Source organism: Phenylobacterium glaciei (assembly GCF_016772415.1).
GTDB classification, from domain to species: Bacteria; Pseudomonadota; Alphaproteobacteria; order Caulobacterales; family Caulobacteraceae; genus Phenylobacterium; species Phenylobacterium glaciei.
In genome coordinates, this window is record NZ_JAGSGD010000001.1 from 2035720 (window position 1) to 2056198 (window position 20479).

Genomic DNA, 20479 nt, shown 5'->3' on the forward strand with positions numbered 1-20479 from the left:
GCGCTGTGGCCATGACCGGCGCGTGCGGTCCTTTAGAGCGCCCGATCTCTGCCAGGGGGTATCGGAATGGCTGCCAGGAAAGTCCGCATTCTCGGTGTTCACGGCCTGGGACACCAGGAGGCCACCTGGTTCAAGGACTGGGTCGATGTCATCGAGGGCATCTACAAGAATGACCCGGAACTCGAGCTGGAATTCCAGGCCTGCTACTATGATCCCATCTTCGAGGGCATCGACCTTACGCCGCTGGAGACCGCCAAGGCGGTGGGTAAACTCGCCTGGAGCGGCGTGACCCATCTGTTCCAGCGGGAACGCGGGCTGATCTCGGACATCCAAAAGACCCTGCACTGGACGGCCGGCTACGTCGTCGCCTGGGTGGAGGACAAGGAGTTCCAGGCCAAGACCCGGGCCATGTTCCTAGACCAGGTGCGAACCTTCAAGCCCGACATCATCCTGGCCCACAGCCTCGGCTCCCTGGTCACCTACAACGCCATCTCCCATCCCGACGCGGCCGAGGCCGCGGTCGCGAGCATCCTGAAGAAGGCCCACTACGTCACCTTCGGCGCCCAGATCGGCAATCCCTTCGTGCTCGGCAACCTGACCCAGGGTCGGGTCCAGCCCCTGGCCGTCCGCCAATGGCATCACCTGTTCAACCGCTACGACCCGGTGTTCACCGCGCCGCTTCAGGGGGGCGGAGCGACCAATTTCGAGCAGATCCTGACCCCCTTCAATCCGGGCGGGCTGCAAAACCACAGTTCCACCGGCTACCTTGGACACAGCCAGACGATCGCCCGGTTCTGGGCGCCCTATGCGGCCTCGGCCGACGGCGGCAAGGCTTTCGGGTTCGCGCCCTTGATATCGCCCCCGCCGAAACGCCGGCGGACCAAGTCACCCACCCGCCGCAGGGCGCTGCTGGTGGGGATCAACGACTACGTCAATCCTCAGGACCAGCTCGAGGGCTGCGTGAATGACGTGTTCTCCATCAGCGCCGTCTTGCAGGAGTGCGGCTTTGACCCTGAGGCGATCCGCACCTGCCTCGATCGCCGCGCCACCGCCCAAGGCATCCTCGACCGCCTGGAGTGGCTGGTGGAGGACTTCCAGCCGGGGGACGAGCGGGTCTTCTACTACAGCGGCCACGGCGCCCAGATGCCGGTCTACGGGCCGACAGAAGAGCCCGACCGCCTGGTGGAGACCCTGGTCCCTTCCGACTTCAATTGGTCGCCGGAGACGGCGATCACCGACGAGCACATCTACGCCCTCTACAGCCAGCTGCCCTACGACGCCCGGCTGGTGATGATCTTCGACTGCTGTCACTCGGGCGGCGTGCATCGCCAGGGCGGCGCGCGGGCCAGGGGCATCACCCCGCCCGACGATATCCGCCACCGTCAGCTGAAGTGGGACGTCAGGGCCCAGATGTGGGTGGACCGCGAATTCGAGCGGATCAACGCCGACTTCTCCACCAGCACCAAGTCCAATGCGGACTTTTTCGGAAAGGGTGGGTCGACCTTGCGGCTCGGCCGCGCCGCGATGCTGCGCGCCCAGACCAGCCAGACCGAGTATCGCCGGGCCAAGACGGGCGCCGGGGCGGTAGGCCCCTACCTGCCGATGATCATCGAAGCCTGCGGCGAGGACCAGCTGTCCTTCGAATATCGCCACGGCGCCACCAGCTATGGCGCCTTCACCTTCTGCTTCGCCAGCATCCTGCGCGAGTACAAGTCGCTCACCTTCGCCCAGCTGGTCGAGCGGACGAAGCAAAAGCTGGCCGAGCTGCAGTACGGGCAGACGCCCCAGATCCTCGGCCCTAGCCTGTTTGTCGACGCCCAGATCCCCTGGCCCACCGGCCAGGGCGGCAAGACATCACCCCCCGCCGGCACGCCGGGCGGCTCAACGCCGAAGCTGTCGGGTTGAGTCAGGCCCAGCTAGACTTGCGAGATGAAAGCGAGCCAACCCATCACCCTGTGGCGTCCCGTCGGGCCACTGGAGCTATGCCTCATCCAGGACAGCGGCTTTCGCGCCTTTCCGCCGCGGCTGCCAGAGCAGCCAATCTTCTATCCGGTGCTGAACAAGGCCTATGCCGTTCAAATCGCCCGCGACTGGAACGTGAAGGCCGACGGTGCGGGCTTCGTGACGCGCTTCGATGTGCGCCGGGAGTACCTCGACGGCTACGCCATCCATCAGGCTGGCGGACGCGATCATCTGGAATACTGGATTCCGGCCGATGATCTTCCGTCTTTCAACGACGCTATCGTCGGCGAGATCGCCGTGGTCGCAGAGTTCCGCTGAGAAGGATGCGAGCGGCCCGCAGTGCCGATGAGCTGGCGACTAGCACTACATCTTGTAGGCATGCCTGGCGACGGAGGCGAATTTGGACGCTCGTGACCTAGAGACGATCTTTCGTGCGCCTGGAATGGAAACCCTCGTCGACTTACTTACCTGGTCGATAATTGCCGTACCCATCATTCTAGCGGCTTGCATAAATCTAGTTTGGCGTGGTCTGGACCACTGGCGGTGGCTCACCGTTCTTGCGATCGTGTTCGCAGCCCTCACCTGCCTGTTGCTCTACGCCGGCCTGCAAAATCGGTGGCGACAAGCCCAGTGTTGGCACCATCACGACGCCAGTTATTACTGTAAGGGGCTTCCTCCCGAGGGCGCTCCTGGAGTGCATCTCACGCCATGGCGTGAGAAATTGTAGTCGATAACGCCCAACTGGAGGCGATGCTCACCCCAACCCTCGCAGCCGCTCCAACGCCCCCTGCAAAATCCACCCCGCCGCCATCTTGTCCACGACTTCGGCGCGGCGGCCCCGGTTGAGGTCGGCCTCGTCGATCAGGAAGCGGTTGATGGCCATGGAGCTCATCCGCTCGTCCCAGAAGGTGATCACCAGCTCGGGCCGCAGGCGCAGCAGGTTGCGGGCGAAGGCGCGGCTGGACTGGGCGCGTGGGCCCTCCGTGCCGTCCATGTTCACCGGCAGGCCGATGACGATCCCGGCCACCTCGCGGCCGTCCATCAGCTTGAACAGCGCTGCCGCGTCGTCGGTGAACTTGGTCTTGCGGATCAGCTCCAGCGGGCTGGCCACCATCCGCGTGGTGTCCGACACCGCCACCCCGATGGTCTTCTCCCCCAGGTCAAGCCCCACCAGCGCGCCGTAGCGCGGCAGCAGGGGCGGGAGTTGCGTGATGTCGACGACGGCCATGGGGCTCTATAGCCGAACCGGCGCGCCCTTCGTCCGGCCGCCGGCGAAATATTTGGGGCGCCGTAAGCGCGGCGTCGTGTCGCAACCCGCCCCAACGCCATTCACCGGACCTTAGAATCTCTGGGTTAGTCATCGCTCGACTGGCGTTGGTCGCCCTGGAATGACGGACGGAAATGCCCAAGCTTCCGAACCTGGCGGGGATGTTCAAATGGGCGCCGCCCCTCTGGCCGCCGCGCTTCAACCGCCTGCGCACCAAGCTCACCGTGCTCTATGCCGGCCTCTTCGTCGCCATCCTGTTTGTGATCCTCTCGGCGGTCTACGCCGCCGTGGCCCGCAACGCCGAGCGCATCGTCCGCGACGAGCTGGCGGTCAGCGGGCTGGTCTTCGACCGCATCTGGAGCCTGCGCTCCCACGAGCTGGAGAGCGGGGCCAGTGTGCTGGCCCGCGACTTTGGCTTCCGCGCCGCGGTGGCCACCGAGGACGCGGCCACCATCCAGTCAGCCCTCGACAACCTACGCACCCGGCTGGGCATCGACGCCGCCTTCGTGGTCGGCCTGGACGGACGGGTCCTCGCCGCGTCCAGTAAGTCGCCCGCCCGTCCCACCGACGCCGTCCTGCAGGCCATCGCCGGCCAGGACACCTCGGCGGGTGTCTTCGTCATGGCCGGCACCCCCTACGAGGCGGTCTCGGCCCCCATCATGACCCCCATGCTCAGCGGCTGGGTGGTGTTCGCCGTCCGCTTGGATCAGGCCGAGATGAAGGCCCTGGAGCAGCTCTCCGCCATTCCCCTGCAGCCGGTGGTGCTGGTGCGCGGGGCCGACGGCCATTGGAAGGCCAACACCTGGGCGGCCTCGACCGCCGAGCTCGAGGCCGTGTCCCGCTTCCTCGACGCGCCGAAATCCAAGCGCCAGGCCGCCGTCACCCGAATCGGCCCGGCCGTGGCGGTCATTAAGCCCCTGGCCTCCATCGCCCAGGACCGGGTGGTCCTGCTGCTGCGCTATCCGCTTGCCCGCGCGCTGGAGCCCTACAGCTGGCTGCTGGGCGCGATGCTGATGTTGGCCTTGGCGGGTCTGGGGGTGATCGCGGCGGGCAGCTGGGCGCTGGCCCGCAACGTCACTCGGCCCCTGCTAGCTCTGCGCGACGCCGCCGAGCGGCTGGAGCGGGGCGAATCCGTACAGGTCGAGGCCGCGGGCGCCGACGAGATCGGCTCCCTGGAGCGCAGCTTCAACGCCATGGCCCAGGGCATCGCCGAACGCGAGCGCGCCCTGAAGCTGTCGACCGAGAAGGCCGAGGCCGCCAATCGCGCCAAGACCGATTTCCTCTCCAATATGAGCCACGAGATCCGCACGCCCCTGAACGGCATCTTGGGCATGGCGCAGATCATGGCCCGCGAACCCGCCGACGCCCCCCACGGCCAGCGCCTGGCGGTGATCCGCGAGTCCGGTGAGGCCCTGTTGAAGATCCTCAACGGCATCCTGGAGATTTCCAAGGCCGACGACGCGACCCTGAAGGCCGAGGACTTCGACCTCGCCGCCCTGGTGCGCACCGCCTGCGTGGCCGACGGAGACGCCGCGGCGGCCAAGGGGCTCAGCTTCGACATCGCCGTAGCCGCCGAGAGCCAGGGCCGCTGGCGCGGCGACGCCAAGCGCCTGGCCCGGGTGCTGGGCAACCTCACCTCCAACGCCGTGAAGTTCACCAAGGCCGGCGGCGTCACCATCGCCGTGGACCATCAGGACGCCACCGTCCGCGTCCGCGTGGCCGACACCGGTGTCGGCATCCCGGCCAAGTGGGTCGAGGAGGTCTTCGAGGCGTTCAGCCAGGTGGACGCCTCGGCCACCCGGGCCACCGGCGGCACAGGCGTCGGCCTCTCCATCGCCCGCGAGCTGGCCACCCTGATGGGGGGCAAGATCACCGTGGCCAGCGAGGAGGGCAGGGGCTCGGTCTTCACCCTTGAGGTTCCGTTGGAAAAGCGGTCGTCCGCCGCGCCGGCCGCCGAGCTCATATCCGACCTCGAACCCAATGCCGACGCCGTGCCCCTGCGCATCCTGGCCGCCGAGGACAATAAGACCAACCAACTGATCCTCACTTCCTTGCTGGAGCCATTCGGCATCGACCTGACCATCGCCGAGAACGGGCGCGAGGCCGCCGAGCTGTTCGCCGCCGGCGGCTACGACCTGGTGCTGATGGATATCCAGATGCCGGAGATGACCGGGGTCGAGGCGACGCTGGCCATCCGCCAGGGCGAGGCCGAGCGCGGCGTGCCGCCGACCCCCATCGTCGCCGTTACCGCCAACGTCATGTCCGAGCAGGTGGCCGAGTACCTGGCCGCCGGCATGAGCAGCGTTGTGGCCAAGCCCATCGAGGCCGAGAAGCTGTTCGCGGCTATCGAAGCCGCCCTCGACGGCGCCCCGGACACCGCCGCCCAGGCCGCCTGACGCGGTTTCCCCTCAGGGATAGCTTGTCAAAGGCGGGGCCGCACGGCTAACCCCTGCGTCGAACATTCAGGAGGCCCCCCATGGCCATCGACGCGGCGACCGTTCGAAAGGTCGCCAGACTGGCCCGCATCGCCGAGCCCGAAGATCGGATCGACCCGCTGGCCAGGGAGCTCAGCGGCATCATGGACTGGATCGAGCAGCTGGCCGAAGTGGACACCGAAGGCGTGGAGCCGATGACCTCGGCCGTGGCCGTGGCCGCCCCCATGCGCGAGGACGTCGTCACCGAGGGTGGCGACGCCGCCCGCGTGCTGTCCAACGCCCCCAGGACCATCGACGGCTTCTTCGTCGTCCCCAAGGTGGTCGAGTAAGATCATGACCAATCTCACCTCTCTGACCCTGAAGGCCGCGCTGGCGGGTCTCGCCGACAAGTCCTTCTCCTCGGTGGAGCTGACCCAGGCGCACGTGGACGCGGTCGCCGCGTCCGCGCCCTTGAACGCCTTTATCCTGGAGACCCCTGAAAAGGCCCTCGACATGGCCCGCGCCTCCGACGCCCGCCGGGCGACCGGGCAGGCCGGCGCCCTGGACGGCGCCCCGCTGGGCATCAAGGACCTGTTCTGCACGCAGGGCGTCCGCACCACCGCCGGCTCGAACATCCTGGGAAACTTCATCCCCACCTACGAATCCACCGTGACGTCCAACCTGTGGCGCGACGGTGCGGTGATGCTGGGCAAGCTCAACCTGGATGAGTTCGCCATGGGGTCGTCCAACGAAACCAGCGCCTTCGGGCCGGTGGTCAATCCCTGGCGCGCAGAGGGGTCCAACACGCGGTTGACTCCGGGCGGATCGTCGGGCGGCTCGGCCGCCGCGGTCGCCGCCGACCTCTGCCTGGGGGCAACGGCCACGGACACCGGTGGCAGCATCCGCCAGCCCGCCGCCTTCACCGGCACGGTCGGGATCAAGCCCACCTACGGCCGCTGCTCGCGCTGGGGGGTGGTGGCCTTCGCCTCGTCCCTGGACCAGGCCGGCCCCATCGCCAAGACCGTCGAAGACGCCGCCATCCTGCTGAAGTCGATGTCCGGCCACGACGCCAAGGACTCCACCAGCCTGGACATCGAGGTCCCCGACTTCCCCAGCTTCGTGGGCAAGTCGGTGAAGGGCCTGCGGATCGGCATTCCGAAGGAATACCGCGTCGACGGCATGCCCGCCGAGATCGAACAGCTCTGGGAAAAGGGCATCGCCTGGCTGAAGGACGCCGGCTGCGAGATCGTCGAGGTGAGCCTGCCGCACACCAAGTACGCCCTGCCGGCCTACTACATCGTGGCCCCGGCCGAGGCGTCCTCGAACCTCGCCCGCTATGATGGCATGCGCTACGGCCTGCGGGTCGAGGGGGCCAACCTCACCGAGACCTACGAGAACACCCGGGCCGCCGGCTTCGGGACCGAGGTGAAGCGCCGGATCATGATCGGCACCTACGTGCTCTCGGCCGGCTATTACGACGCCTACTACGTCAAGGCGCTGAAGGTGCGGCGCCGCATCGCCGACGACTTCGACCAGGCCTTCCAGAAGGTCGACGCCCTGCTGACCCCGACAGCGCCCTCGGCCGCCTTCGGGCTGGGCGAGAATGCCGACGATCCGGTGGCCATGTACCTCAACGACATCTTCACGGTGACGGTGAACCTGGCGGGCCTGCCCGGCATGTCCATCCCCGCCGGCGTCGACCACAAGGGCCTGCCCCTGGGTCTCCAGTTGATCGGCAAGGCCCTGGACGAGGGAACCCTGTTTTCCCTCGGTGGCGCCCTTGAAAAAGCTGCGGATTTCCGCGCCAAGCCCACCCGCTGGTGGTGACGAAAAAGGCCCCCGCCGTCGCCGGCGGGGGCCTATGGTTCGGACTTGGAAGCAACCTTACTTCGGCAGCTTGTCCAGGTCGGCCTGGACGGTCTTCAGCATGTCGTCGGTCAGAGCGCCCTGGCTCATCGGGGCGACCTGGCTCAGGGTCATGGCCTTGAACTGGTCGTAGGCTTCGTGGGTGGTCAGGCCGGGGACGTCCTTGTCCAGAACGGCCTTGGCGGCCGGGTTGGCCACCAGGGCCTCGATCGGCGTGGATTCGACCGACAGTGCGGCAGGCGCGGCAGGCGCCTGGGCCACGGCCGGAGCGCCGGCCATCAGGCCGAACGAGAGCGACAGGCCGACGAGGCCGGCGGCGAGAGTCTTCTTCATGGTGAGTTCCCTTCCCCGAGGGGGTGTTTTTACGCCGTCAGCAAAGCTGCAAAATCACTGTCCGCGCAAGGTGCTTTCGTTGGCGCGCGGCCCGGTTTAGGAAAGTGCCATGACTGACACCTCCAAGCTGATCGTCGGCCGCACCGGCTCGTGGGAAATCGTTCTGGGGCTGGAGATCCACGCCCAGGTGGCCTCGAAGGCCAAACTGTTCTCCGGCGCGGCCGTCGGCTTCGGGGCCGGCCCCAACGAGCAGGTGAGCCTCGTCGACGCCGCCATGCCGGGCATGCTGCCGGTGATCAACCGTTTCTGCGTCGAGCAGGCGGTGAAGACCGGCCTTGGCCTGAAGGCCCAGATCAACCTGCGCTCCAGCTTCGACCGCAAGAATTACTTCTATCCCGACCTGCCCCAGGGCTATCAGATCAGCCAGTTCAAGGACCCGGTCGTGGGCGAGGGTGAAGTCATCGTCGAGCATGACGACGGCTCGACCTTCACCGTGCGCATTGAGCGCCTGCACCTCGAGCAGGACGCCGGCAAGTCGCTGCACGACCAGGACCCCAACGCCACCTATGTCGACCTCAACCGCGCTGGCACCGCCCTGATGGAGATCGTGTCCAAGCCCGACATGCGCTCGTCGGCCGAGGCCGCGGCCTATGTCAAGAAGGTCCGGACGATCCTGGTCTATCTGGGCACCTGCGACGGCGACATGGAAAAGGGCAACCTGCGCGCCGACGTCAATGTCTCGGTCTGCCGCCCGGGCGCCTACGAGAAGTTCCGCGAGACGGGCGATTTCAGCCACCTGGGCACGCGCTGCGAGATCAAGAACGTCAATTCCTACCGCTACATCCAGCAGGCCATCGAGTACGAGGCCCGCCGTCAGATCGAGATCATCGAGGACGGGGGCTCCATCACCCAGGAGACCCGGCTGTTCGATCCGACCAAGCTCGAGACCCGGTCCATGCGTTCGAAGGAAGAGGCGCACGACTACCGCTACTTCCCCGATCCCGACCTGCTGCCCCTGATCCTCGATCCCGTCTGGGTGAAGAAGATCCAGGATTCGCTGCCCGAACTGCCGGACGCCAAGAAGGCGCGGCTGCAGACCCAGTACGGCCTGTCGGCTTATGACGCGGGCGTGCTGATCACCGAACAGGCGCGGGCCGACTTCTTCGAGGGAGCCGCCAAGGGCCGCGACGCCAAGCTGACCTCCAACTGGGTGACCAATGAACTGGCCGCCCGGCTGACCGCGGCCGGCCAGGACATCGAAGACAGCCCGCTGAAGCCCGGCGACATCGCCGAACTGGTGGCCCTGATCGAGGAGGGCGTCATCTCCTCCAAGATCGCCAAGGACGTCTTCGACCGCATGTGGGCCGGCGAGGGCGGCGCGCGCGCCATCGTCGAGAAGCAGGGCCTGCAGCAGGTCTCCGACACCGGCGCCCTGGAGGCGATGATCGACAAGCTGATCGCCGCCAATCCGGGTCAGGCCGCCGCCGTGAAGGAAAAGCCCCAGGCCATCGGCTGGTTCGTCGGCCAGTTGATGAAGGAAACCGGTGGCAAGGCTAATCCAGGCACCGTGAACCAGCTGCTGAAGGCCAAGCTCGGCATCGACTGATCGTCCGCCACGTCAAAAAGCCCCGGAGCCTGCACTCCGGGGCCTGACCACGCGGGACAGCTAGTTGTTGTTGATGATCTCGAAGATGATCCCGCTGGCGATGGCCGCCAGGATGTAGTCGTCGCCGGCCCGGTACCAGGCGTAGCCGCGCGGCGGCTGGCGCAGGCGGTAGCGGCCATAGTCATAGACCGGATACCCTCGGTAATAGGACGGCAGGGCCGAGCCACGCCGCCACTCGTTGTAGCCCGGACGATAGTAGGGGTTGCCGTAATAGGCCTGGGGCGGCGGGCCGTAGTTCCAGCGATCGCCGTAATAGTAGCCGTTGTGGCGGCCCCGGTCCCAATCGCGGCGGTCATAGCGGTCAGGCCCGCGATGGTCGCTGTGCTCTCCGCGGTCGCGATGATAGCCCTGCGCCTGAGCTGTCGTGGCGGTGGCGGCCATGGGGCCGGCGACGGCCGCTATGGCGGCCAGGCTCAAGATCAGACGTTTCATGCCCACGTCTCCTTCACCACGCCCTGATGGGCGGACATCCCTCTAACCTCACGGTGAGACATTCAGGCTGAACCGCGCCTGAACGTCGCATGGAGATGGGAACGCCGCCGATCGCGGCCCGGTTCAGGGGAAGGTGACGATGCTCGTGACTTCGCCGCTGGAGGTGCTGGCCCGAATATATTCGTTGCCGACCTTGTACCAGGCATAGCCGCGCTTCCGGGCCAGGCGGTTGTCGGTGACCATGTAGCCGCGGAAATAGGGCGGCAGGATCAGGCCGGGACGGAAGGCGCTGCGGCCCGGCTCATACTGCGCGAAATAACCCATGTTGTTCTGACCGCCGCCACCGGGCGGGGCGTAGTAGCTGCTGCCGACAGGCGGCGGGGGGGCATAGCCCTGGCGGCTGTCCTGATAGTAGCCGCCCCGGCCGTCGTCATAGGGGTAGCGGTCCTGGCGCGCGCCGTAGTCGTAGCAGTCGCAGCGTTCCTCACGGCTCGGCTGCGAATAGCCCGCGCGGGACTCCCAGGACTGGGCCTGGGCTCCGGCGGCGATGGCCAGGCCACCGGAAATCGCCGCCAGGGCGGTCATGCTCAAACCAAAACGCTTCACGGATCTCTCCCGATCGAATCGTCCCCGGACGCAGCCAAGGGATGTGCTTAACAGGGCTACGCAATCTAAGCGGGGCTGTAAGCTGTCTTCGCGTCCAGGGCGAAGCCGTCTCGCGCCGGGCGATAACCCAGACTGCAAAAGCACCCATTATGGGTATACATCGGGGGCGGAGGTTCCCGGCGAGTAACGCCGGCGAATGCTGCGATCATCTGCGGCCGAACAACGCAGTCCTTCAGTTTAACCATATGTTTAGTCGCTATCGACTTCTCTGGTGTCGTGAAGATCGGAGACACGCCCCCAGAACGGGGGATGGCCGATCGGGAGAGGGAAACTTAGTCATGCTTACGAGCGTGGAACCGGAAGGCGGCCTGCCGTTGCCGACCGCCGACGCCTCCGGGGACGAACTGTTCCGCATGGGTCTGCTTTATTCGACGGGTCAGGGCGGCGCGCCGCTGGACTACGTCTCGGCCCACATGCTGTTCAACCTGGCCGCCATGCGCGGTTCGATGGAAGCCAAGATCTACCGCAAGGAACTGAGCCAGGAGATGGCCTCCGACGAGGTCGCCGAAGCCCAGCGCCAGGCGCGCGAGTGGCTGGCCCACGGCTGATCGGCCGGACTTGAGTTCGGACTCCCGGCGCCGGCGTCCGCTGGCGTCGTCGCCTGCGGCTATTGTCCCGCGGTCTGGGCGCCCAGCGCGTAGCTGAATCCGAACTGGATCGGCGAGAGGTCGCGCAAGTACTGCTGGATGAACAGGCCCGCATTGGCCACGCCGCTGCGTGGCACATAGACGATGTCGAACCGGCGCAGGGGCACCAGGTCCGCGTTCGGGTTGCGAAGACCCTTCCCCAGCTTCACCGTGCGCATCATGCCGCGCCCGTCGGCCCCGCGGCGCAGGATGATCACGTTGTCCCGGTTGGCGCTGGTCTTGAAGTCGCCGGCCTGGATCACGGCGCGCAGCGCGTCGGCGTCGCCGGCCATGTCGAAGATGCCGGGATTGGCCACCTCGCCGCCTACGAACACCTTCAGCGGCGCGGCCTTGGGCGCCACGTCCACCGCCGGCCGCAGCAGCGTCCCGGCATAGGCCTGGGACAGGCTGCCCTGCAGTTCGGGAATGGTGCGGTCGGCCGCCATGATCGCGGGGATGAGCGGCATGGAGATGCGCCCGTCCGGCTGCACCGTCACCGTCTTGTTCAGTTCCGGGGCGGAGGGGAGGGAGACCTCGATCTCGTCCCCCGGATAGAAGCGATAGGGCGGCTCGTAGTCGCTCCAGGTGGCGTAGGGGATGTTGCTGAACCCGGCCCCCTCTTCGCGGGCGGCGCGCGCCTCGCGGTCCTTGCGGCTCTCCGGCTCGTCGATCCGACCCAGCAGGTCCATGCGGGGCAGGCGCGGAATATGCGCGCCGCACGCGCCGAGCCCGAAGCTCACGCAGGCCAATAGGACGGAGGCGAATTTCAGGCTGGGACGCATGACCGCAAACCTTAACGACAATGGGTAATGGAACGTTAATCGTCCCCCGCCACGGTCCCTCCATAGGGCTAGAACAGTCGGAATCGCATGGCCGCGCCAGGGGCTTGGACAATCAGACCGCACGATCAGGCGATCCGGACCGACTGGGCCGGACGGCCGCGCTATGCCGTGTCCGATTTCGCGACCCTGCTGTGGCGCGAACGCTACCTGATGGTGGCGGTCTTCGCGATCATCTTCGTCCTGGGGGCGGCGGCCGCCTTCACGATGAAGACCAGCTATCCGGCCAACGCCAGCGTCCTGGTTCGCCTGGGCCAGGAATATGTCTATGAGCCGCTCTCCGGCGACGCCGCCCGCGGCGCGGTGCCGGAGGCCGACGCCCTGATCCAGTCGGAAACCGAGATCCTCGGGTCGGGCATATTGAAGCAGCGGTTGATCGACAGGCTGGGCCTGGCCCGCATCTATCCGGAGCTGGCGGCCAAGTACGCTGGGGCCACGGCGCGCGAGAAGAAGATGATCATGGGCCAGGCGCTGCGGGCCCTGGACACCAACACCAAGATCGAGACGGCGCCGGACACCCCGATCATCCGCGTGAGCTTCACCAACGGGAACCCCGATACCGCCGCCCTGGTGCTGAACACCCTGCTGGAAGAGTACCTGGTCTATCGCCGCACGGTGTTGACCGACCCCACGTCGCCGGCGCTCGCTCGGCAGCGGGAGGCCTTCCAGCAGCGTCTTGTCTCCGCCGACGCGGCCTATGAGGACTTCCTGAACAACAACCGGATCGGCGATTTCGTGGCCGAGAAGGTCTCGCTGGGACAGCTCCAGCAGCAGATCGAGCAGCAGAAATACCAGACCGACGCCCAGCTCCAGGACCGCATGGGGCGGCTGGCGATGCTGGATTCGCAGTTGGGCCAAGTGTCGCAGGAGGTGGGCCTATACCGCGACGTCTCCAGCGCCGTGGGCGACAAACTGACCACCCTGAAGCTGCAGCGGGAAGACCTGCTGTCGCGCTACAAGAACGATGCCCGGCCGGTGCAGGAGCTGGACGCCCAGATCGCCCAGCTGGAGGCCGGTATCGCCGCGGGCCGCACCCATGCCGACGGCGCCAAGCGGTTCGGGGTCAATCCGGTCTACCAGACCATCCAGACCGAGAAGATCCAGCTGACCGCCGAGGTCGCCGCCCTCAAGCAGTCCCAGACCGCGCTGGCCGATCAGGTCACTCAGCTCACCGAACGGCGGCTGCGCCTGGCTGAGCTTGAGCCCAAGTTCCAGGCCCTGTCCTTGGACCGCGACGTCCTGCAGGCCAATGTCCGCGACTTCACGGTCAAGGAAGAGCAGAGCCGCGCGGCCAACGAGATCGCATCGACCACCAACGACAACATCCGCATCGTCAGCCGGGCCGTGGCCCCCACCAAGGGCAAGAGCCTGAAGAAGCCGGTGTTCGTGTTGGCCTTCCTGTTCGCCGCCTTCACCGCGCTCTGCGCCGGCCTGTTGCGGATGTTCCTGCGGCCCGGCCTGCCCACGGCGCAGTCGGCCTCGCGCAGCCTCGATCTGCCGGTGCTCGCCACGGCGGAAATGAAGGTCCGATAGGGGCCGAGGGGAACCGGCGCCGTTCGTTCGCCTTGAACTTGCGGTAGTTTGAAAGCCTTACGCGTGTATCGATTCGAGGGATGGTGGACCTGAACGCCGAGATGGCCGACCTTTGGGCGTCGCTGGGCGCGCCGGCCGCTGGCCGCGCGCGGGTGATCCAGGTCGTGGCCGCACGCCGGGGAGAGGGCACGTCCACGGTGGCGCGTGAGCTTGCCTGGTTCGCGGCGAAGCGCGCCGGCCGTTCGGTCTGGCTGGTGGACCTCGACCTGCTGTCCTCGCCGCAGTACCTCGCCGTCCGTGACGAGGCTGATCGCTACGGCGCGATGGGCGAACCCGCCGCCGCCAGTCCCGACGGCTCGATCTTCTTCACCGTCCAGCCCGCCTCGCGGGGCGCCGACGGCCAACCTTGGCCGGACGCCCGCTATCTGTCGGCCCACCGGGTCGGCGAGGCCCGCTGGTGGGTGACCCGCTTTCGCCGCGAGAATCTCAAGGGCCGCCAGGGCGTCCACATCCTGCCCACCGGCGACTACTGGACCGCATTGCGCCGCTACGCCGACGTAATCATCGTCGACTGTCCGTCGCCCGAGCGATCGCAGGCGGCGCTCACGGTCGCCCCCTTCATGGACCAGACCGTCCTGGTGGTGGCCGCCGACGAGGTGGACGTCCGCGCGCCAGCCCAACTGCGCGACGCCCTGGTCGCCGCCGGCGGCACGGTGGCCGGCATCTTCTTCAACCGCGCCACGGTGAGCCAACCGGCCTTCCTCAAGGCCATCATGCCATGACCCAGGCCACCTGGAGCGGCGTGGAGGTTCGAGGTCGGCCCCAGGTCAGCCTTTGGAGTCTGACCATCTTCGCAGCCAGCGTGCTGATCCTGCTGATCTTCAGCGAGGGCTGGGTCTTCCCCCTGCGCGGCGACGCCAACAACACCGCCTTCGACAAGCTGATTCCTCTGGGCTACCTGCCGGCCTACGCGGCGGCGGCCTTCCTGTTCTTCCTGACCCCGGCCAGCGTCTTCCAGGCCTTGATCCGTCAGCCGTTCCTGATCGCCCTCATGCTGATCGTCGGCGTGTCCTACTTCTGGTCCACCGCGCCGGACATCACCGCGCGCCGGATCGTCGCCGTCTACGCCACCACGCTTGGCGGCGTGGTGATGGCCGCCCGCTACCGATGGGCGGAACTGGCCGAGGTGTTCGCCACCGCCTTCGCGGTCTTGGCGGTGATCTCCTTCGTCATGCCGCTGGCCCTGCCGTCCATCGGGGTGATGCACGAGCTGTTCCCCGGCGCCTGGCGCGGAGTCTGGGCCGACAAGAACGCGCTCGGCGGCATCATGACGCTCGGCTTCTGCATCCTGTCGGCGGCGGCCATGCTGAACCCGACCCGGGCGATGATCTGGTGGCCCTTCGCCGCGCTCACGGTGCTGCTGGTCATCATGTCCACCTCCAAGACTTCCCTGGTCTCGGTGATCCTGGGGCTGGGCGGCCTGATGTTCGTCGCCATCGTGCGGCGGGGGCCCGGGATCAGCGTCGCCGCCAGTTGGCTGGCCATGCTGGGCTTGGTGATGGCGCTGTGCGTGGGCCTGTTCGCCTCGGACCTGGTGTTCAAGGCGCTCGGCAAGGACGCGACGCTCACCGGCCGGACCGAGATCTGGACGGCGGCCATGCACCAGATCGAGAAACGGCCCTGGACCGGCTATGGCTATAGCGCGGTCTATGACGACACCAGCCGCTGGGGCCCACGGGCGAAGATCGTCAAGGAGGCCGGCTGGGCGCCGCACCACTCCCACAATACCTGGATCGAGCAATGGCTCGCCCTGGGGGTCTTCGGCCTGGCCGCCTGGGCCCTGACCTTCCTGCAGACCGTGACCCTGGCCATCGTCTCGATCTACCGGGACCAGGGCGCCTATCTCGCCGTGCCCTTCCTGATCGTCTACGGCCTGACCTCGCTGACCGAGAGCATGGCGGTGAACTACAACGACTTCCGCTGGGTGATCTTTGTCGCCCTGGCGGTGAAGCTCTGCTGGCCCGACCGGGAAGTCAGAACCTAGAGATTTAACCGCCTCGCGCCCTCGCGCACCGTCACGACATCAAAGCCGTCCGCCGCCGCCTGGTCGATCAGGCGCGCCAGGACCTCGGGCGTGCAGCCCCAGGGGGAGGGGTCGGGCCGCACATCGTGGGTGTAGAGGATCAGCCAGGCGCTCCTGGCCTTGGCCGCGGCCAGCCATTTCCGGGCGACCGCCTCGCCGTCCGGGCCCTCGATGCCGACGGCCGGGAGCTGGTTGAGGTCTGTGCCCTTCTCGACGAGGCCGTGGTGCAGGGCCCGCAGGGTGGAGAACCGCTTGGCCAGCGCTCCCTTGGGCCCGCCCGCCACGTCGCCATAGGGATAGGCGAAGCTCACCATCTCCCCCACGTCCCAGGCGGCCACCGCCTGCGCGTTCAAGACCACGTCGGCCAGGGCTGTCGGACCCGAGGCCTGACCGCAGTCCAGGTGGGAATAGGTATGGCAGGCGATCTCGTGCCCGGCCTTGGCCAGGCGCTTGTAATCGACAGGCTCGGCGCAGACGCCCATGGGCGCTTGCGTCCCGGAAAGGCCCGCCGAGACATAGTAGGTGCCCGCCAGGCCACGCGTCTCCAGCAGGGCCGCGCCGGCCACCGCCGAGGTCAGGGGGGCGTCGTCGAAGGTGAAGGAGACCATGGGGCGGGGCGGTCCCTTGGCGAGGGGCCGGGTGTTGATCAGCCGCACCAGGCGTCGGCGCAGCTTACCCTTCAAGGAGCGGTCGGCGGAATAGGCCTCGGCATAGCTCGCCATCACACGGCCTCGGCGTAGAGGGCGGCGCGGTAGAGCCGTAGCGCGAAGGCCCGGGTCTTCAGAGGCGCGGCCTCGGTAAGGGCGTAGGCCTTCAGCAGCGGCCGCCATAGGGCCCGCAGCGGTGCGCGCTTCAGCACGCGGGCGACCTTGTAGCTGGGATAGCGGCTGATCGCCGCGTGATGGCTGGCCACGACCCGGGCGAAATTTCGGGTGGACTGCTCGTACTTGTCGGCCAGGGTCTTGGCGGTGTCGAGGCCAAGGTGGGTGGCGGTGTTCTCCACATGCAGGATCGGCCAGCGGTGGGCCACCCGCATTCCCCATTCCACATCCTCCCATCCCCAGCCGGCGAAGCCTTCGTCGAAGGACTCCGCGGCGAAGACGTCGGCGCGGACCAGCAGGTTGGAGGTGAAGATCTTCTCGGGCATCAGCGCCCGCTCGGTGGCGGGCAGGCAATCCGATTGGCCGGCCATGGCCCGGTGCAGGGCGTGGTCGCGGTTGGGCGGCGCCTGGTCCAGGGAGAAGCCGCCGAAGGCCACCGCCGGGTTCTCCCTGGCGATCAGGGCCAGCCAGTCGGTGATGAACGTCGGCGTATCGGGCAGCATGTCGCTGTCCAGGAAAAGGTAGTGCCCGGCGCGCGCGTGACCCACCAGCCTGTTGCGGCCTCTGGACCGGCCCTCGTTCTTCGCCAGCCGCACGAAGCGGGCCGGGAAGGGCAGGGCGGCGATGGCGATCTCGACCCTGGCGGCCAGATCAGCGTCGCCCGTACCGTCATCCAGCATCACCAGTTCGCAGTCACCGGTCTCGCGGGCGAGAGCGGCCAGGAGCGGCGTCGGGTCGTCGCCCTTGAACGGCGTCAGGATGGATAGCGCCGGACGGCCCTTGGCCCACCGCCTGTTGTCGAACACCACTTCGGTCATGTGGCGCTCCGGGCGCGGAAGGTGCTAAGGGCGTCGCGACCCCGGCTGCGCAGGGCGCCGGCATCCACCAGGGCGATGACCGCCCCGTAGACGAGAGCGCCGGCCGCCGCCTTGAAAAGCAGCTCCAGCAGCCCGCCGACGGCCGGGATGCGGCTGACCACCAGGGCCATGAGCCCGCTTGCCCCCACGGCCTGCGCCAGGGTGATCCAGGGGATCGGCAGGGTCACGCTGCGGCGGCCCAGGAAGGCTGAGGCTGCTAGGCCAAGGCCGTAGCTCGCGGGCGTCGCCCACAGGGCGCCGTCCAGGCCGAAGCGCGGAATCAGGACGATGTTCAGCGCCACATTGGTGGCGGCCGGAACCGCCATGGCCGCCAGCAGCAAGGAGGTCCTGCGTCCGAGGGTAAAGGCCTGATGGAAGTAGTAGGTGGTCATGCCCGCCAGCAGGCCCGATAGCGCGATCCAGGGAGTCACGTGGCCAGCGCCAGCGCTGAGCGTCGGACCGATCATCAGTTTGGCGAGGGGGGCGGACACCAGCGCCAGGCCCGTCGCCGCCGGCACGGTGAGCAACAGCATCAGCTGCGCCTGTTCGCGGGCGGCCTCGGCCAGGGCGCTGCGGCCGCCGCGTTCCAGGGCCATGATCAAGGCTGGGCCACCGGCGGCGCCCAGCCAGATGAACACCACGTCCAGGCTGCGGTTCGCGAGGCTGTAGCCGGCGTGATAGACGCCCACCGCGCTCTCATCGAGGAAGGCCGAGAGCAGGAAGCGGTCTGTGGTGGAGAGCACCAGGGCCAGGATCAGCGACAGGGCCACCGGCACGCCGTAGGCGGCGTGGCTGCGCAGGCGTTGGGGTTCGATCTGCCCCCCGGCTTGCTGCCGATGCTCGGCGGCGAGGATGAAGGGCAGGCAGGCCAGGGCCGCCAGGCCAAGGCCGGCCACCGGCGCGGCGCCGCCAAGGCCCGCCAGGGCGAGACCCACGCCGATCAGGAAGCCGCCCAGAGTCTGGCCCATGTCCAGCAGGGCCGCGCTCTTCACCTCACCCGCGGCGCGTCGGCGTTCCTGGGCGATCTTGACGAAGGTGCGCGGCGCGACGGTGGCCAGGCCCACCAGCACCGCGAGCTTCAGGCTGGGCGTCATGGGCAAGGCCAGCGCGATCAAGGCTGCGATCGGCAGTACCGCCAGCAGCAGAAGCCAGGCGCGATAGACGGTGGCCGAGTGGTCGGCGCCGCCGTCGCGGCCCGACTCGCCGGCCCAGAACCGGGCCATGGCAGCCTCGTTCCAGGTGAAGACTGCGGTGTGGACGAGCGCCATGACCGAGATACCCAGGGCGTAGTCGCCGAATTGGGCGGGCGTCAGTAGGCGCGTGAAGGCGACGATGGTCAGCAGGCCGACGACGCCTTGCACCACATTGACGGGCAGGTAGCCGATCACCCCGCGCCAGAACATCGCCTAGAACCTCTTGAACCGATCTAGGGTCAGTGTGCCTGAACAAGCGGTTTCAAACGGTTAAGCCCGTGGGCTTCAGCGGATGTTTTCGCGGTCGCCCAGCAGGCAGGGCAGGGTCATGAGGATGATGTAGAGGTCGAGCAGGAAGGACTGCCGCTCGATGTACTCCACATCCAGGGCCACCCGGCGCTTCACCAGCTCGGGCGTGTCCACCGGACCGCGCGAGCCGTGGATGGCCGCCCAGCCCGTCATGCCGGGCTTCATGCGGTGGCGGTGGGCGTATTCGGCCACCAGACGGGCCGACTCGATATCGCCGGTCATCATCCCCACCGGATGCGGACGCGGCCCCACCAGGGACATCTCGCCAGTCAGCACGTTGAAGATCTGCGGCAGTTCGTCCAGTGACGTCTTGCGGATGAAGCGTCCCACCCGGGTGACGCGGTCATCATCGGCCTGGGTCTGGCGGACCTTGGTCTGGGGCGTCGACTGCACCCGCATGGAGCGGAACTTCCAGACCACGATCTCTTCGTTGTTGAAGCCGTGGCGGCGCTGCCGGAACAGGGCGGGGCCGGGGCTGTCCAGCTTGATGGCCCAGGCCACCAGCAGCATGACGGGGGCGGCGACCACCAGGGCCGCCAGGCCCACCAGCAGGTCCTGACCGCGCTTGGCGATGGCGCGGCGCTCGTCCATCGGCGCGCCGGAGATGTGTGCCAGCGGCACGTCGGCGATGCGGCTGATGGCGGCGGCTTCGTGCGCGGCGTCCTCGCCGTCCAGCAGCAGGCTGACCTCGTTGGGCAGGACGCCCAGGCGCTCGATCATCTCGCCGACGCGGGCGCGGGCCTGGGAGGGCACCGTGATCACGATGCGGTCCACATAGGGCATGATGCGGTGGGCCAGCAGGGCGTTGGTGTCGCCCAGCACCGGCACGCCACGGATCCCCGCCGGACTGCGGGCCGCGCGGTCATCGAACACGCCCAGGATATTGGCCTCGCGGCTCAGCAGGGTGGCGACGATCAGCCGCTCGGCGGCGCCGGTGGCGCCCACCACGACGATATTGGGGGTCAGGCGGCCGCTGGCGCGCCAGCGCCGCACGCACAGCCACCAGACGATGTGCAGGACATAGGTGGTGGCGAAGGCCACAGGCCCCCAGGCGCCGAGGGCCAGGAGCAGTTTGGCGAGGGGCACGAAGGGAAACAGGATGGCGCAGGTCGCGCCGACGCCCACCGCGAAGGCCGCGCTGAGGCGAGCGAGGTGATAGGCCAAGCCTTCGCGGCGGTTGAAGCCATAGGCTCGGAAGGTCGATAGGCTGAGCAGGACGGTGAGCGCCCCGGCGCAGCTGACCGAGAGGCCCGTGGCGCCGCCCGCGCCCAGGGCGTGGGCGATGGCCCCAGCCACCACCAGCATGGCGGCGTCACCCGCCTGGAACATCCGGGCCACCACCCGACCTTGCAGGCGGGCGCGGGTGGGGATCAGGGACTTGGGACGGAACGGACCGCGACGGTCCTCAGATGCGCCACGCTCGGCGGGCGGGAGGTCGGCGTGCGGATTGGCCACGCGGGGCTCAGCGACGCGCGGCGTCGGCTCGGGACCGGCGTCCGGGCTTTCCTTGCGTTGGAACTGGACGACGGAAGACATGGGGAGCCGCACACGCAGAAATGAGAGGCTGCAGTGTGCCGCAGCGGTCTGATCGTCGGGTTAACGACGCAGCATG

19 protein-coding genes are annotated in these 20479 nt (G+C 67.8%); 10 read left to right on the top strand and 9 right to left on the bottom strand.

Going from position 1 to position 20479, the window contains the following annotated elements; all coding sequences use genetic code 11:
- Positions 1–66: 66 nt before the first annotated feature.
- Both JKL49_RS09925 and JKL49_RS09930 read left to right on the top strand, forming a co-directional pair.
- Positions 67–1905 (top strand): caspase family protein, encoded by a 1839-nt coding sequence (locus JKL49_RS09925; RefSeq protein WP_215340047.1) that lies wholly within the window; start codon positions 67–69, stop codon positions 1903–1905.
- 24 nt (positions 1906–1929) lie between these two features.
- Positions 1930–2280 (top strand): hypothetical protein, encoded by a 351-nt coding sequence (locus JKL49_RS09930; protein WP_215340048.1) that lies wholly within the window; start codon positions 1930–1932, stop codon positions 2278–2280.
- Positions 2281–2716: 436 nt separating this feature from the next.
- On the opposite strand, the gene ruvX is transcribed toward JKL49_RS09930, so the two are convergent.
- The gene (gene ruvX, locus JKL49_RS09935) at positions 2717–3190 is read right to left on the bottom strand and encodes a Holliday junction resolvase RuvX (RefSeq protein ID WP_215340049.1); all 474 of its coding nucleotides are present in this window, start codon (positions 3188–3190) and stop codon (positions 2717–2719) included.
- Positions 3191–3363: 173 nt separating this feature from the next.
- Between ruvX and JKL49_RS09940 the strand changes: the two genes are divergently transcribed.
- The 3 genes from JKL49_RS09940 (at position 3364) to gatA (ending at position 7470) form a co-directional block, all read left to right on the top strand.
- The gene (locus JKL49_RS09940; protein ID WP_215340050.1) at positions 3364–5625 is read left to right on the top strand and encodes an ATP-binding protein; all 2262 of its coding nucleotides are present in this window, start codon (positions 3364–3366) and stop codon (positions 5623–5625) included.
- Between the two features lie 80 nt (positions 5626–5705).
- Positions 5706–5993, top strand: coding sequence for an Asp-tRNA(Asn)/Glu-tRNA(Gln) amidotransferase subunit GatC (gatC, locus tag JKL49_RS09945; protein ID WP_215340051.1), 288 nt, complete (start codon positions 5706–5708; stop codon positions 5991–5993).
- Positions 5994–5997: 4 nt separating this feature from the next.
- Positions 5998–7470: an Asp-tRNA(Asn)/Glu-tRNA(Gln) amidotransferase subunit GatA gene (gene gatA / locus JKL49_RS09950; protein ID WP_215340052.1), complete on the top strand. Its 1473-nt coding sequence runs from the start codon at positions 5998–6000 to the stop codon at positions 7468–7470.
- A gap of 57 nt (positions 7471–7527) precedes the next feature.
- On the opposite strand, the gene JKL49_RS09955 is transcribed toward gatA, so the two are convergent.
- A complete protein-coding gene (locus JKL49_RS09955; protein WP_215340053.1) occupies positions 7528–7842 on the bottom strand; it encodes a hypothetical protein in 315 nt (104 codons plus the stop codon).
- A 109-nt stretch (positions 7843–7951) separates the two neighbouring features.
- On the opposite strand from JKL49_RS09955, the gene gatB reads away from it, so the two are divergent.
- Entirely contained in the window at positions 7952–9448 is a 1497-nt protein-coding gene (gatB, locus tag JKL49_RS09960) for an Asp-tRNA(Asn)/Glu-tRNA(Gln) amidotransferase subunit GatB (RefSeq protein WP_215340054.1), read from the top strand.
- A 60-nt stretch (positions 9449–9508) separates the two neighbouring features.
- On the opposite strand, the gene JKL49_RS09965 is transcribed toward gatB, so the two are convergent.
- Together JKL49_RS09965 and JKL49_RS09970 are read right to left on the bottom strand one after the other, a co-directional pair.
- Positions 9509–9940, bottom strand: coding sequence for an RcnB family protein (locus JKL49_RS09965; protein WP_215340055.1), 432 nt, complete (start codon positions 9938–9940; stop codon positions 9509–9511).
- A 123-nt stretch (positions 9941–10063) separates the two neighbouring features.
- Positions 10064–10546: a hypothetical protein gene (locus tag JKL49_RS09970; protein WP_215340056.1), complete on the bottom strand. Its 483-nt coding sequence runs from the start codon at positions 10544–10546 to the stop codon at positions 10064–10066.
- A gap of 338 nt (positions 10547–10884) precedes the next feature.
- Here JKL49_RS09970 and JKL49_RS09975 point away from each other — a divergent pair, with 338 nt between their 5' ends.
- Entirely contained in the window at positions 10885–11154 is a 270-nt protein-coding gene (locus tag JKL49_RS09975) for a sel1 repeat family protein (RefSeq protein WP_215340057.1), read from the top strand.
- 59 nt (positions 11155–11213) lie between these two features.
- Here JKL49_RS09975 and JKL49_RS09980 read toward each other — a convergent pair whose 3' ends face one another.
- Positions 11214–12014 (bottom strand): polysaccharide biosynthesis/export family protein, encoded by an 801-nt coding sequence (locus JKL49_RS09980; protein ID WP_249778069.1) that lies wholly within the window; start codon positions 12012–12014, stop codon positions 11214–11216.
- Positions 12015–12182: 168 nt separating this feature from the next.
- On the opposite strand from JKL49_RS09980, the gene JKL49_RS09985 reads away from it, so the two are divergent.
- The 3 genes from JKL49_RS09985 to JKL49_RS09995 all read left to right on the top strand — a co-directional run bounded on the left by JKL49_RS09985 (position 12183) and on the right by JKL49_RS09995 (position 15648).
- The gene (locus JKL49_RS09985) at positions 12183–13604 is read left to right on the top strand and encodes a GumC family protein (RefSeq protein ID WP_347340369.1); all 1422 of its coding nucleotides are present in this window, start codon (positions 12183–12185) and stop codon (positions 13602–13604) included.
- An 80-nt stretch (positions 13605–13684) separates the two neighbouring features.
- Positions 13685–14386 (top strand): P-loop NTPase family protein, encoded by a 702-nt coding sequence (locus JKL49_RS09990; RefSeq protein WP_215340059.1) that lies wholly within the window; start codon positions 13685–13687, stop codon positions 14384–14386.
- Positions 14383–15648: an O-antigen ligase family protein gene (locus JKL49_RS09995; protein WP_215340060.1), complete on the top strand. Its 1266-nt coding sequence runs from the start codon at positions 14383–14385 to the stop codon at positions 15646–15648. Before JKL49_RS09990 ends, JKL49_RS09995 begins: the two co-directional genes overlap by 4 nt.
- Here the strand turns inward: JKL49_RS09995 and hfsH are convergent.
- From hfsH to hfsE, 4 genes are all read right to left on the bottom strand, one after another.
- Positions 15645–16409 (bottom strand): oligosaccharide deacetylase HfsH, encoded by a 765-nt coding sequence (gene hfsH, locus JKL49_RS10000; RefSeq protein ID WP_215340061.1) that lies wholly within the window; start codon positions 16407–16409, stop codon positions 15645–15647. The genes JKL49_RS09995 and hfsH overlap by 4 nt on opposite strands.
- Positions 16409–17326 (bottom strand): polysaccharide biosynthesis protein HfsG, encoded by a 918-nt coding sequence (gene hfsG / locus JKL49_RS10005; RefSeq protein WP_215340062.1) that lies wholly within the window; start codon positions 17324–17326, stop codon positions 16409–16411. The genes hfsH and hfsG overlap by 1 nt, the downstream gene beginning before the upstream one ends.
- Positions 17323–18768, bottom strand: a complete 1446-nt coding sequence (gene hfsF / locus JKL49_RS10010; protein WP_215340063.1) for a polysaccharide biosynthesis protein HfsF — start codon at positions 18766–18768, stop codon at positions 17323–17325. Before hfsF ends, hfsG begins: the two co-directional genes overlap by 4 nt.
- Before the next feature lie 75 nt (positions 18769–18843).
- Complete coding sequence (gene hfsE, locus JKL49_RS10015; RefSeq protein ID WP_215340064.1) at positions 18844–20403, bottom strand: polysaccharide biosynthesis protein HfsE; 1560 nt, start codon at positions 20401–20403, stop codon at positions 18844–18846.
- Positions 20404–20479 lie beyond the last annotated feature (76 nt).